Annotated in this window: 11 protein-coding genes; 7 read left to right on the top strand and 4 right to left on the bottom strand. The window is 60.6% G+C overall.

What is annotated here, in order from left to right; translation table 11 throughout:
* Positions 1 to 80: 80 nt before the first annotated feature.
* On the bottom strand, positions 81 to 1,508 hold the full coding sequence (sbcB, locus tag BFQ04_RS01770; RefSeq protein ID WP_065949315.1) for an exodeoxyribonuclease I: 1,428 nt from the start codon (positions 1,506 to 1,508) through the stop codon (positions 81 to 83).
* Between the two features lie 167 nt (positions 1,509 to 1,675).
* Between sbcB and BFQ04_RS01765 the strand changes: the two genes are divergently transcribed.
* Genes BFQ04_RS01765 through BFQ04_RS01740 form a run of 6 tightly spaced genes read left to right on the top strand, consistent with a single transcriptional unit; the run spans position 1,676 to position 8,343 of the window.
* Positions 1,676 to 2,368, top strand: coding sequence for an RDD family protein (locus tag BFQ04_RS01765; protein WP_065949314.1), 693 nt, complete (start codon positions 1,676 to 1,678; stop codon positions 2,366 to 2,368).
* The gene (locus BFQ04_RS01760; RefSeq protein WP_065949313.1) at positions 2,365 to 3,339 is read left to right on the top strand and encodes a stage II sporulation protein M; all 975 of its coding nucleotides are present in this window, start codon (positions 2,365 to 2,367) and stop codon (positions 3,337 to 3,339) included. Before BFQ04_RS01765 ends, BFQ04_RS01760 begins: the two co-directional genes overlap by 4 nt.
* Positions 3,326 to 4,855: a DUF4129 domain-containing protein gene (locus tag BFQ04_RS01755; protein WP_065949312.1), complete on the top strand. Its 1,530-nt coding sequence runs from the start codon at positions 3,326 to 3,328 to the stop codon at positions 4,853 to 4,855. Before BFQ04_RS01760 ends, BFQ04_RS01755 begins: the two co-directional genes overlap by 14 nt.
* On the top strand, positions 4,852 to 6,009 hold the full coding sequence (locus BFQ04_RS01750; RefSeq protein WP_065949311.1) for a DUF4350 domain-containing protein: 1,158 nt from the start codon (positions 4,852 to 4,854) through the stop codon (positions 6,007 to 6,009). The genes BFQ04_RS01755 and BFQ04_RS01750 overlap by 4 nt, the downstream gene beginning before the upstream one ends.
* Positions 6,006 to 7,004 (top strand): AAA family ATPase, encoded by a 999-nt coding sequence (locus tag BFQ04_RS01745; RefSeq protein ID WP_065949310.1) that lies wholly within the window; start codon positions 6,006 to 6,008, stop codon positions 7,002 to 7,004. Before BFQ04_RS01750 ends, BFQ04_RS01745 begins: the two co-directional genes overlap by 4 nt.
* Before the next feature lie 7 nt (positions 7,005 to 7,011).
* Complete coding sequence (locus BFQ04_RS01740) at positions 7,012 to 8,343, top strand: DUF58 domain-containing protein (protein WP_065949309.1); 1,332 nt, start codon at positions 7,012 to 7,014, stop codon at positions 8,341 to 8,343.
* Positions 8,344 to 8,398: 55 nt separating this feature from the next.
* Here BFQ04_RS01740 and BFQ04_RS01735 read toward each other — a convergent pair whose 3' ends face one another.
* Together BFQ04_RS01735 and BFQ04_RS01730 are read right to left on the bottom strand one after the other, a co-directional pair.
* Positions 8,399 to 8,758 carry a PilZ domain-containing protein gene (locus tag BFQ04_RS01735; RefSeq protein WP_065949308.1) on the bottom strand — a complete coding sequence of 120 codons (360 nt, stop codon included), beginning with the start codon at positions 8,756 to 8,758 and terminating at the stop codon, positions 8,399 to 8,401.
* A gap of 165 nt (positions 8,759 to 8,923) precedes the next feature.
* Complete coding sequence (locus BFQ04_RS01730; protein ID WP_065949307.1) at positions 8,924 to 9,298, bottom strand: tetratricopeptide repeat protein; 375 nt, start codon at positions 9,296 to 9,298, stop codon at positions 8,924 to 8,926.
* Positions 9,299 to 9,472: 174 nt separating this feature from the next.
* Between BFQ04_RS01730 and pyk the strand changes: the two genes are divergently transcribed.
* Positions 9,473 to 10,924 carry a pyruvate kinase gene (gene pyk / locus BFQ04_RS01725; RefSeq protein ID WP_065949306.1) on the top strand — a complete coding sequence of 484 codons (1,452 nt, stop codon included), beginning with the start codon at positions 9,473 to 9,475 and terminating at the stop codon, positions 10,922 to 10,924.
* A gap of 386 nt (positions 10,925 to 11,310) precedes the next feature.
* Here the strand turns inward: pyk and BFQ04_RS01720 are convergent, their stop codons facing one another.
* Positions 11,311 to 12,486 carry an integrase core domain-containing protein gene (locus tag BFQ04_RS01720; protein ID WP_065949219.1) on the bottom strand — a complete coding sequence of 392 codons (1,176 nt, stop codon included), beginning with the start codon at positions 12,484 to 12,486 and terminating at the stop codon, positions 11,311 to 11,313.
* Positions 12,487 to 12,576 lie beyond the last annotated feature (90 nt).

The raw sequence follows: 12,576 nt of genomic DNA, 5'->3' as shown, positions 1-12,576 counted from the left end.
GAACCCCATCCGATACGCGACACATTAAAAACGCCAGCTTGCTGGCGTTTTTTATTGTCTGGATGTTTGCAGTTGCTCGGCTACAGATTCAGGCGGGCCGCTAAAGAGTCGGCATAGTCTTGCCATTCACCCAGTACCTGGCACTGAAACGCTGTCGCACTGTTTTTCAACTCCTTATGGGCCAGCTTAAATGCCGCCAGGGTATTGGGTGCGCCCCATACCGGGTCTGACAACCGTTGCTGACAGAAAAGTCTCCAGCGCTCTTGCTCCTCATTGTTCAAGGTTTCAGGAAAGTTACGCGCGCGATAGCGGAATAATAATTCAGGCAATCGATGATCATCGAACGGCCATTGCTGGCGTCCCAGTTGTACCGGCTCTGCCAGGCGAACTTGTTCACATAAGCGCCGATCACGGTCGCCGATAAAACCCTCATAGAGCTGCTGCTCCGGATCGGCATTCGGCGCATATTCCTCCTCGGCGTAAACGCTCGCCAACTTGTCACGCCAAACTTCCTGTGCGTCAGTTAGTCGCAGCGCCCGCGCCTGGTAAACCTCCCTATCCAATTGCAGCCGCTCGTGATCTTGCGCGCGCAGCACTTTCAAGGGCGCGACGACCGGGCAGCGGTTGATGTGCAGCAACTTGAGCGGCACCGGCAGTTCACCCTCCGCCAGCTCATCGCGCCGCGTATAGAGGCGCTCGCGCAACGTCTCGGCATCCAGTTCGAGCAGGGCCTGCGGATCGAGCCCCAGGTCACACACAATCAGTGCATTGCGATTGCGCGGATGCCAAGCCAACGGCAAGACCACCCCCAGATAATGCCGCTCGGCGCTGAAGCGTCCAGAAATGTGCACCAGCGGCTGCAGCAAGCGCACCTGGTCCATCACCCGTTGCTTGCTACGCAACTGGAACAGCCACTCATACAGCTTGGGTTGTTTTTCCCGCACCAATCGCGCCAGGGCGATGGTCGCGCGCACGTCAGACAACGCATCGTGGGCCTGGCCATGATCGATGCCGTTGGCTTGCGTCAGGCGTTCAAGCTTGAGCGTCACGCGCCCGTCCTGCTCGGGCCACACAATCCCGTCCGGGCGCAGGGCATACGCGGTACGCATCACATCGATCAAGTCCCAGCGGCTGTTACCGCCCTGCCACTCGCGCGCATAAGGGTCGAAAAAGTTGCGGTACAGGCTGTAGCGCGTCATTTCATCGTCAAAGCGCAGGGTGTTATAACCCGCGCCGCAGGTACCGGGGGCCGCGAGTTCGGCATGCACCCGCGTCATGAAATCCGCCTCGGCAAGGCCTTTCTGCGCCAGGACCTGCGGCGTTATACCGGTGATCGCACACGCTGCCGGATGGGGCAGGATATCGTCGCTGGGCTGGCAATACAGATTGATCGGCGGGCCGACCTCGTTGAGCTCGAGGTCGGTACGAATGCCGGCTACCTGCAGCGGGCGATCGCTGCGCGGGTTGATCCCGGTGGTTTCATAGTCGTACCAGAAAATGGAGGTCACGGGCTGTTCCTGTGCTGAAGACCGGCAAAGTCTAGGCGCTGCAAGGTGTCAGGGGCCAGCGATACCTTTACTGGACAAATATCCAGTAAAATCTTGAAGGGTTGCTTCCCGCCTCGACACTGCTAGCATCCGTGTCTCTCAGTTGCTTCGCGCTGCCAAGGATCGCAATGCCAACAGCTCCTCTGGATACCTGCTACCAGATCGAGACCCCCGAGGGTATCGACCTGCCCTTGCGCCCTGCCGGCCTCGCGCCAAGGGCATTGGCCTACGCCTTCGATCTGCTCGCGCGTGGTGTGATCATGGGCATCCTGCTTGTGCCCCTGGCGCTGCTTGGCAACCTCGGGCTTGGCCTGGGCGCGCTGCTGCTGTTCCTGGTCAGCTGGTGGTACATGGTGCTGTTCGAAGTGCTCAACCAGGGCTGTTCGCCTGGCAAGCAGGTCATGGGCCTGCGGGTGGTACAGGACGACGGCACCGCCATCGGCTGGTCGGCGTCACTGATCCGCAACCTCCTGCGTTTTGTCGACATGTTGCCCTTCGGCTACTTCTTCGGCGCCATCAGTTGCCTGCAACACCCGCACTTCAAGCGGCTCGGCGATCTGGCAGCGGGTACGCTGGTGGTCTATCGCGAACAGTCGCTGGCGCGCCCGCCCATACCTCAAGCAGCCCCCCTGCGCCTGCCCTTCGCGCTGGAACTGAGCGAACAGCGGGCCATCCTCGGTTTCGCCGAACGCCAGGCGGACCTGTCTGCCGAGCGGGTGCATGAACTGGCTGCAATCCTCGCGGCGCCCTTGCAGGTGTCTCCAGCCCGCGCCGTGGAGCAACTCAACGGTGTGGCCCATGGTTTGTTGGGGCCTACATGAAGCAGAGCCTTTTTGAAAGTCGGCACCAGCAGCAGTGGCAGACGTTCGCCGAACAGCTGAACCAGCTGGAGCGAGGCAAAGCCACCGAGGTGGCCGACTTCCCTCATCAATATCGACGCCTGTGCCAACACCTGGCCCTGGCCCAGGAACGCGGCTACAGCAGCTACCTGGTGGACCGCCTGCAACAACTGGCGCTGCGCGGGCACCAACAACTGTATCGCCATCGCAGCCAAACGACAGCGAACGTGCTGGCTTTCATCCTCGCCGACTTCCCGCGCCTGGTGCGTGAGCAATGGCGCTTCGTACTGATCGCCAGCCTGCTGTTCTTCGGCAGCCTGCTGAGCGTAGCTTTATTGGTCTACCTGTTTCCCGACCTGATCTACAGCATCGTCAGCCCGCAACAGGTGGCCGAGATGCAAAGCATGTACGACCCCGCCGCCAGCCGCCTGGGCCGTGCGGCCGAACGTGCCGCCAGTGAAGACTGGATGATGTTTGGCTACTACGTGATGCACAACATCGGCATCGCTTTCCAGACCTTTGCCGCCGGCTTGCTGTTCGGCCTGGGCAGCGTGTTCTTCCTGATATTCAACGGCTTGATCATCGGGGCCGTCTCCGGACACCTGAGTGAAATCGGCTACGGCCAGACCTTCTGGTCATTCGTGATCGGCCATGGCGCCTTCGAACTCAGCGCCATCGCACTGGCCGGTGCGGCAGGCCTGCAACTGGGCTGGTCACTGATCGCGCCAGGGCCCCTGGCACGTAGCGAATCCCTGCGCCTGACGGCCCGTAAAAGCGTGCAGATGCTCTGCGGGGTCATGGTGTTCCTGCTGATCGCAGCGTTCATCGAAGCCTACTGGTCATCCACCACGAGCATTGCGCCCTGGATCAAATACCTGGTGGGCAGCGCACTGTGGCTGCTGGTGGCCGCCTACCTGATCTTCGCCGGCCGGACTCGCCATGCGCCTGACTGACGCCAGCGTGGTGATCCGCCCGCGTACCTCCTGGGAAGCCATGGACCTCGGCGTACTGATGGCCCGGGAACATCGTGCAGTGCTGATGAGCAGTTGGGCCCTGGTCAGCCTGCCTGTGTTTATTCTGCTCACCGCATTGCTGTGGCAGTACCCGTCTTACGCCCTATTCCTGTTCTGGTGGCTGAAGCCCGCCTTCGAGCGCTTGCCCTTATACGTTCTTTCCAAGGCCTTGTTCGGTGAAACGCCGAGCCTGAAACAGGCCGTTCGCCAGTGGCCACGCCTGCTCAAGGGGCAACTGTTTGCCAGCCTGACCTGGCGCCGGCTGAGCCTGAGCCGCAGCTTCATGCTGCCGGTGAGCCAGCTCGAAGGCCTGGATGGGCCAGTGCGTCAACAGCGCCTGGGCGTACTGCAACAGCGCAATGCAGGTGCCGCGCGCTGGTTGACGATCATCGGGGTGCATTTGGAGATCGGCCTGTGGTTCGGGTGCATGGCGCTGTTTTATCTATTCATCCCGGAACAGGTCGAACTGGAGTGGGACTGGCAGCGGCTGGTACTGGCGACAGGCCCGCAGGGGCTATGGCTGGAACACCTGAGCAACGCTTTCTATGCGCTGGTGCTGGTGTTCTGGGAACCCATCTACGTCGCCTGCGGTTTCAGCCTGTATCTCAACCGTCGCACCGCCCTGGAGGCCTGGGACCTGGAACTGGTATTTCGCCGGTTGCGCCAACGCCTGAGCAGCGTCGTACCGCTGTTGCTGCTGGTCGTCGGTCTCACACTGGTGCAACTGAGCCCATCGGCGCTGGCCGATCAAACCGCTGATCCGAAGCCACTCAGTACCCAGGCGGCCAAGCAGTCGATCAAAGCATCACTGGAAAGCCCGCCGTTCAAGAATCAGGAAACCGTCACCCGTTATCGTTTTGGCGAGGAAAAACCCGCCACGGCCCGCAAAACCCACGGCGACGGTAAATTACCTGGCTGGCTCCAGCAATTGCTCGACAACTTCAACAGCGATGCCTTCAAGCACTTGGCCCAAGGCTTGGAGATACTGCTATGGAGCGTGGTGATTGGCGGGCTGGCCCTGGTGATGTGGCGCTACCGTGAATGGCTGCGCACGTTTGTCAGCCGCAGGCGGCGACCTAAACCCAAAACCGCAAAACCTGCGCCTGCCCAGTTGTTCGGCCTGGAAGTGGGGATCGAGACGTTGCCCGATGATATCGCCAGCGCCGCCGAACAGCTGTGGCCCACCCAACCGCGCGAAGCCCTTGGCTTGCTGTATCGCGGCCTGCTCAGCCGACTGCTGCACGAATTCAACCTGCCACTCAAAGGTGCCGACACCGAGGGCCAGGTGCTGGAGCGCATTGATCATTTGCAGCAACCGCAGTTGCTGGCATTCAGTCGCGAATTGACTGATCACTGGCAAAACCTCGCCTACGGCCATCGACTGCCTCCCGATACCGCCCGGCAAAAGCTGTGCAGCGATTGGCGCGCACTCTTCAGTAGCAGGGCCAGCCAATGAACCGGCCATTACTGTGGATAGTCGCGCTGCTGGCTTGCCTGTTGGGAGCGGGCGGCCTGTATGCCTGGCACAAGGCAATTCCTTATGAGGAGGTGGTGGACCGCGGCCCGTCGCCGGAGGCAGTGGCCAATCCCTATTTGGCGGCCGAGCATTTCCTGCGCCAGCAAGGCTTGACGGTGGCGCATGCCAACGGGCTTGAGCGGCTTGCGGACCTGCCCGCCCCGGGCCATAGCCTGCTGTTGCTGGGGGAGCGTGGCAACATGAGCCCACGCCAGGTCGAACAACTGCTGGCGTGGGCAAAAGCCGGGGGGCACCTGCTGCTGGTGGCCGAGGCGATATGGGATGAAGAGACCGGCAAAAGCGGCGACCTGCTGCTCGATCGTCTCAATCTTCACCAGACCTTCAGCGATGACTTCGACGAGCCGGCGCCACCGCGCAAAAAAATCGCGCCGGACCTCACCAAACTGTATGTCGACAATGAAACCGCGCCGGCGTATTTCAGTTTCGACACCGCCTTCAACCTGACGGACCCCAGGCACCTGGCGCAGTTTTCAGCCAACAGCGCCCAGTCCAGCCATCTGATGCAACTTGACCTCGGGTCAGGCCGCGTCACGGTGCTCACCGACAGCGACCTGTGGAAAACTCCAGATATCGGCAAACACGACAACGCCTGGTTGCTGTGGTACCTGAACCAGGGCACCGACGTCACCCTGCTGTTCAACAGCGACGCGGACAACCTGCTTACCCTGCTGGTCCGTTACTTCCCCCAGGCCCTCGTCGCGCTGGTCGCACTGATTGCCCTGGCACTCTGGCACGCCGGCATGCGCCAGGGCCCGATCCTGGCGCCCGCGCCCAAGGCGCGTCGACAGCTACAGGAGCATTTGCGCGCCAGCGCCGACTTCCTGCTACGCCGCAGCGGCCAGGGCGCCTTGCTGCAAGCCTTGCAGCAGGACCTGCTGCGCACCGCACGGCGCCGTCACCCCGGCTTTGAACACCTCGACACGGCAGACCAATGCCAGGTGCTGGAACACCTGACGCGACAACCCTCCCTTATCATCCGCCAGGCACTCGGCGCACCTGCGCTGAAACGGCTCTCCAGCGCCGATTTCAGCCGCCAGGTGGCGTGCCTGCAAAAACTCAGGAATGCCCTATGAGCGACTCTCCAACGGCCACAACCCTGACCGCAGAAAATACTATCCAAAACGCCAGCCAACAGGCCCAGGCCCTGCGCATTGAATTACGCAAGGCAGTCATTGGCCAGGACGCGGTGATCGATGACGTGCTCACTGCGTTGATTGCAGGCGGGCATGTGCTGCTAGAAGGTGTACCCGGCCTAGGCAAAACGTTGCTGGTGCGTGCGTTGGCCCGTTGCTTCGGCGGCGATTTCGCACGCATCCAGTTCACGCCGGACCTGATGCCCAGCGATGTCACCGGCCACGCGGTGTACGACCTGCAGACCGAACAGTTCAAGCTGCGCAAGGGGCCGTTGTTCACCCACTTGCTGCTGGCCGACGAGATCAACCGCGCCCCGGCCAAGACCCAGGCCGCACTGCTCGAAGCCATGCAGGAGCGCCAGGTCACCCTGGAGGGCGAGGCCTTACCCATCGGCGCGCCGTTCATGGTGCTTGCCACCCAGAACCCGATCGAGCAGGAAGGCACCTACCCGCTGCCCGAAGCTGAGCTGGACCGCTTCATGCTCAAGGTGCGCATGGACTATCCCGACGCCCAACAGGAAGTGGACATGGTGCGCGAAGTGACCCGCTCGTCCAGGGCCGACATGCTCGATGTGCAACCTTTGCGTACCGTTCTGCAGGCCGTAGACGTGGTACAGATGCAGCAGATCGCCAGCGGCATGCCTCTGGATGAACAGGTGCTCGACTATGCCGTACGCCTGGCGCGGGCCACGCGCAGTTGGCCAGGCTTGACTATCGGCGCCGGCCCACGGGCCTCTATCGCCCTGATTCGCGGCGCCCGTGCCCGTGCGCTGTTGCGCGGCGGCGACTTCGTGACCCCGGATGACGTCAAGGGATGCGCCCTGGCAGTGCTGCGTCACCGCATACGCCTCGCGCCCGAACTGGACATCGATGGCCTGGAGGTGGACCAGGTGATCAAGCAGTTGCTCGACCAGATTGCGGCCCCCAGGCAGTAGCGCCGGCATGAAACCGACCCGTCTGTTCCTGACCTGGCTGGGTGTCCTGTTGGCCCTCAGTATCCTGCTGGGCGCGTCGATGGCCTTGCAGTTCAAGGTGCCCGATACCTTGCACGCAATCGCCTGGGGCCTGCTATTGGCCCTGCTGTTGCTGGCGATGCTCGATGCCATACGGTTACGCCGCCGCCCTTCGGCACGCGTGCACAGGACGCTGCCCGGTAGCCTCGCGTTGGGGCGCTGGGGAGAAGTGCGCCTGTCACTGGAACACGACTATCCACAGCCGCTGACCGTGCAGGTGTTCGATCACGTGCCCGACGGGCTGGTTGTGGATAACCTGCCGCAATCCATTTCGCTGCGCCCAGGCGAGCGTGGTGAGTTGGGCTATCGCGTGCGCCCCGTGCGACGTGGGCATTTCAGCTTCAGCCGCTGCGAAATCCATTTGCCCAGCCCCTTGGGGTTGTGGTCGGCGCGGCGCTGGCTAGAAGTCCCGGACGCCACTCGCGTGTACCCGGACTTCGCGCGGTTATCCGGCGCGCACTTGCAGGGGGTGGATAACTGGCTGAGCCAACTGGGTGTACGCCAGCATCAGCGACGTGGACCGGGCCTGGAGTTTCATCAATTACGCGAGTTCCGCGACGGTGACAGCCTGCGTCAGATTGACTGGAAAGCCACGGCACGACAACGCACGCCGATTGCCCGTGAATATGAGGATGAGCGTGATCAGCAGATTGTGTTCATGCTCGATTGCGGCCGGCGCATGCGCAGCCAGGACGACGAGTTGTCCCACTTCGACCACGCGCTGGATGCCTGTCTGTTACTGAGTTACGTCGCCCTGCGCCAAGGCGATGCCGTAGGGTTGTGTACCTTTGCCAGCGAACAGCCGCGTTACCTGGCGCCGGCCAAGGGCAGCGGTCAGTTGAACGTTTTGCTCAATGCGGTCTACGACTTGCAAAGCACACGCAGGACAGCTGACTACGAGGCCGCCGCCAGCCAATTGCTGGCTCGGCAAAAACGCCGCGCATTGGTAATCGTGGTCACCAACCTGCGCGATGAAGACGATGAAGCACTGGTGAGTGCGATCAAGCGCATCGGCCGGCACCATCGGGTGCTGATCGCGAGCTTGCGAGAGGACGTACTCGATCAACTGCGCCAGGCCCCGGTCCAAACCCTGCCCGAAGCATTGGCCTACAGCGGCGCAATTGACTACCTCAACACGCGCAACCAACTGCATGACCGCCTGGGTGCCCATGGGCTGCCAGTGTTGGATAGCCTGCCGTCGGCGTTGGGCGCCGCGCTGGTGACGCGTTACCTGCGCTGGAAAAAAGCCGGCGTGTTCTGAACGCAAGCGCACGGCCACGGTGGACACAGCCGCCATAGCCGACAGCACCTGCTGTTCAGACGGATGCCTGTAGCGGGTCGAAGCTGAAGTAATGCAACAAGGCGCTGATCAGCTGTGCGTATTCTTCGCATGCATTAAGCACGCGGAACCCTGAGTCGTAATGCTGCGGGTTGACGTCTTCACGGCTCCACAGACAGGTCGCGGTAAGATCGACGGTCTGTAACTCGCCGTGCGGCCCGGGAATCTTCAAGCGCAGCTCGAAGTCGGCGCCGATCATCATCGGTAACTGGCTGATCAGCATCAGCCCGGCTTCGGAAACGTCGCCCAGAAAACCGATTGGCTTGTCCGTAAGCCGATTGAACACCTGCAAGAAATAAGGCAACTGATGCCGTTCGATCCGTCGTTCGATAAACATGGTGAGGTCGCCATCCCATAAAGCCAGTGATTCGAAACGAGCCGTTGTCACCAGACCGCTGCCGAATCCGGACGTTGCATTCTTTTGAATAGAAAGTTGTACAAACAGACATTCAAAGAGTAGCCCAAGACTGGCACCAGGCCAGTTATCAAACGCCAAATATCACTACAGCGACGACGGCTGTGGTTGCGCCACACTTGCGCCGGAGTAATGCCCCAACTGGCGCAGGGTATCGAGCCGTGCACGGGCGCGGTAAGCGTACTCGCTGGACGGGTATTGGCTGATGATGAATTGATAGGTTTGCGCGGCATCGACGAACAGCTTCTGCCGTTCCAGGCACTGCCCGCGCAGCATCGACACCTCGGGTTGCACATAACGGCGGGTGCGGCTCTCGCGGTCGACCTGGGACAACTCCAGCGTGACCCGCGCACAATCACCCACCCCATAGGCGCGGTAAGCGTTGTTCAAATGGTGGTCCATTGACCAGCGGGTGCAGCCGACAACACTGACGGCCAGGGCAGCAACGAGCAAAATTCGCATGGGGTTCTCCTGTCTTGTGCAGTGTATCGACCCCGCGTCGAAAATCTTCAAGGGCGTTCGTCTTTTCAACCGCAGCAAAAACAAGCCGATCGTCAATAAGTAGTGCAAACGAACAATGACTACAACGAAAGAGCATAGTAGCCTTCCCCAGCGCTTGAACTCAGGAGTCTGTGCATGTCCGTCCGTCGTACCAAAATCGTCGCCACCCTTGGCCCGGCCAGCAACTCGCCGGAAGTCCTCGAACAGCTGATTCTGGCTGGTTTGGACGTTGCCCGTCTGAACTTCTCCCACGGCACCCCGGACGAGCACAAGGCTCGCGCCAAGCTGGTGCGTGACCTGGCCGCCAAACACGGCCGCTTCGTGGCGCTGCTGGGTGACCTGCAAGGCCCGAAGATCCGTATCGCCAAATTCGCCAACAAGCGGATCGAGCTGAAGATTGGTGACAAATTCACCTTCTCCACCAGCCATCCGCTGACGGAAGGCACCCAGGACATCGTCGGCATCGACTACCCGGACCTGGTCAAGGACTGCGGCGTCGGCGACGAACTGCTGCTCGATGACGGCCGCGTGGTCATGCGCGTCGACACCGCGACCCCGACCGAACTGCATTGCACCGTGATCATCGGCGGCCCGCTGTCCGACCACAAAGGCATCAACCGTCGCGGCGGTGGCTTGACCGCACCGGCCCTGACTGAAAAAGACAAGGCCGACATCAAGCTCGCCGCCGAGATGGAAGTGGACTACCTCGCCGTGTCCTTCCCGCGCGACGCCGCCGACATGGAATACGCCCGTAAACTACGCGACGAAGCCGGTGGTACCGCCTGGCTGGTGGCGAAGATCGAACGCGCCGAAGCCGTGGCCGATGACGAAACCCTCGATGGCCTGATCAAGGCGTCGGACGCCGTGATGGTCGCCCGTGGCGACCTGGGCGTGGAAATCGGCGACGCCGAGCTGATCGGTATCCAGAAGAAAATCATCCTGCACGCACGCCGCCACAACAAAGCGGTGATCGTTGCGACCCAGATGATGGAGTCGATGATCCAGAACCCGATGCCGACCCGCGCCGAAGTGTCCGACGTGGCCAACGCCGTGCTCGACTACACCGACGCCGTGATGCTCTCGGCTGAAAGCGCCGCCGGCCCGTACCCACTGGAGGCCGTGCAGGCCATGGCGCGCATCTGCGTCGGCGCTGAAAAGCACCCCACCAGCAAGACCTCCAGCCACCGCATCGGCAAGGTTTTCGAAAGCTGCGACCAGAGCATCGCCCTGGCGGCCATGTACACCGCCAACCACTTCCCGGGCGTCAAGGCAATCATCGCCTTGACCGAAAGTGGCTATACGCCGTTGATCATGTCGCGCATCCGTTCCTCGGTGCCGATCTACGCGTTCACCCCACACCGCGAAGCCCAGGCCCGCGCGGCGATGTTCCGCGGCGTGTACACCATTCCTTTCGATCCAGCATCGCTGGCACCGAACGAAGTCAGCCAGAACGCCATCGACGAGCTGGTCAAACGCGGCGTCGTAGAGAAAGGCGACTGGGTCATCCTGACCAAGGGCGACAGCTACCACACCACCGGTGGCACCAATGGCATGAAGATCCTGCATGTGGGCGACCCGCAGTACTGAGTGACACGCTGAAAAAACAAAAGCCCCGCCATGAGAATGGCGGGGCTTTTTGCATTTTAAGGCGTCATCGCTGCGCGGTATCTACACAACTGTCGTTCGCAGCCCCTACGGTAACCACGATGCGAAGCGAGCCGCTCTTGATCTTGATCTTGATCTTGATCTGCTTTTGATCTTAGGCGCCCCGTCAAACCACGCTGGCCGTAATCCGCCATGGATTTGGGGGGTAAACCGGCAGGGATGCCGGTTTAGCCGCCCCGCGCCATGGATGGCGCGTGGCGGCGGCCCCCCAAATCCATGGCGGATTGCGGGCACACCGAGCCTAAGCGAGGTGCCGAGTGGTGGGGCAAGATGTACGGGTCAACCACATGGGTTACAAAAAAGTGCACTCACATAGGTGACACTTTGATTGAGACATAACCGTTCTTTGCATCTCTCGCATTCACATGGCCCAAGATCACAGGACCGAAGATTACATTCCATACCCCATCACCGATCATCTCCATTCCGATGGTCTGGTGACAAAGTAGATTGCCAACATAAACCCGCATGCCTCCTCGATTGATGATTCCGCTACTGTCGGCCAGGTAACTCTCAATATGACTCGCATAGATCATTTCCGGTAGCGTCTCTGGGTACATTCGAGTTGAAGGCGTATAGCAAGCAGCAGGCGTTTTCTGGCCAAGCGCCTCATGTCCACGCTCGTAATTGTAGTGCTGCAGGAAGCGATCAAAGTGTCGCTGCTGGGCTTCCCACGCAATTGCCGACGGGTGAGGTAATGTACTTTTCAGCGTCCGGTGCATGCGCTCATGCCGCCCATTCTGATCTGGGCGACCTGGCTCGATCCTCTCAGGAATGATCCCAAGTCTCATCCACCAAATCGACAGCTGTGACAGCCCTGCACGACTGGTGCTGGCAAACGGTATCCCATTGTCAGTACGAATACGCTCTGGCAGGCCGTATTCGCGAAAAACCCTTTCGAAGGTTTGCTGGGTTTCCTTCAGATTGGTGCTGCTCATGCTCTGGCACGCCAGCAAAAACCGGCTGGCATGATCCATGATCGTCAGCGGATAACACCAAATCCCTGCTCCGGTCAGGTATTGGCCCTTGTAATCAGCGCTGAACAACTGGTTGGGATTTTCTGCCTTGCGTAAAGGCTTGGGATACACAGCCACCCGTCGGCGCAATGGCTTGGGGGTAATCAAATCAGCTGCCTTGAGAATGTTGTAAATGGTCGTCTTCGAGGGCGGATCCTGATCTGGGAAACGCTGCATGAGGCTATTCTGAATCTTTTTCGGGCCGGGGATCGTCTCGCCACTTAAGCGAAATTCAACGATTGCCTGTTTCACAGCCAAGGGCACCACGTAGGTTTGGTTGTGGCGGCAGCGGCTACGTTCATCAAGCCCACTCGGGCCCTCTGCCTCGTAACGCCTGATCCACTTATACCCAGTCTTGCGGCTGACCTCATAGTCCCGGCACAGCTGGCTAAGGCTGTGCTTCTGGGACAGGTAATCGGCAATGAACATTACTTTAAGGTCCATAGGTTTCAGCTCTTTCCAGGGCATGGTCAGATCCTCGCGAAATCGACCCTGCCAGTTAAAAACTGTTACCTATGTGCGTGAACTGATTTGTAACCCATGTGGGTGAGTCATACC

Source organism: Pseudomonas sp. 37 R 15, from assembly GCF_900004865.1.
GTDB classification, from domain to species: Bacteria; Pseudomonadota; Gammaproteobacteria; order Pseudomonadales; family Pseudomonadaceae; genus Aquipseudomonas; species Aquipseudomonas fluorescens_AM.
This window is presented reverse-complemented; position numbering and strand designations above follow the sequence as displayed.

What these genes read in the sequence shown, in the direction of transcription:
- BFQ04_RS01765 (WP_065949314.1), top strand. Translation starts at nt 1,676, where the DNA reads ATGCCAACAGCTCCTCTGGATACCTGCTACCAGATCGAGACCCCCGAG.
- BFQ04_RS01760 (WP_065949313.1), top strand. Translation starts at nt 2,365, where the DNA reads ATGAAGCAGAGCCTTTTTGAAAGTCGGCACCAGCAGCAGTGGCAGACG.
- BFQ04_RS01755 (WP_065949312.1), top strand. Translation starts at nt 3,326, where the DNA reads ATGCGCCTGACTGACGCCAGCGTGGTGATCCGCCCGCGTACCTCCTGG.
- BFQ04_RS01750 (WP_065949311.1), top strand. Translation starts at nt 4,852, where the DNA reads ATGAACCGGCCATTACTGTGGATAGTCGCGCTGCTGGCTTGCCTGTTG.
- BFQ04_RS01745 (WP_065949310.1), top strand. Translation starts at nt 6,006, where the DNA reads ATGAGCGACTCTCCAACGGCCACAACCCTGACCGCAGAAAATACTATC.
- BFQ04_RS01740 (WP_065949309.1), top strand. Translation starts at nt 7,012, where the DNA reads ATGAAACCGACCCGTCTGTTCCTGACCTGGCTGGGTGTCCTGTTGGCC.
- BFQ04_RS01735 (WP_065949308.1), bottom strand. Translation starts at nt 8,758, where the DNA reads ATGTTTATCGAACGACGGATCGAACGGCATCAGTTGCCTTATTTCTTG.
- BFQ04_RS01730 (WP_065949307.1), bottom strand. Translation starts at nt 9,298, where the DNA reads ATGCGAATTTTGCTCGTTGCTGCCCTGGCCGTCAGTGTTGTCGGCTGC.
- pyk (WP_065949306.1), top strand. Translation starts at nt 9,473, where the DNA reads ATGTCCGTCCGTCGTACCAAAATCGTCGCCACCCTTGGCCCGGCCAGC.
- BFQ04_RS01720 (WP_065949219.1), bottom strand. Translation starts at nt 12,486, where the DNA reads ATGCCCTGGAAAGAGCTGAAACCTATGGACCTTAAAGTAATGTTCATT.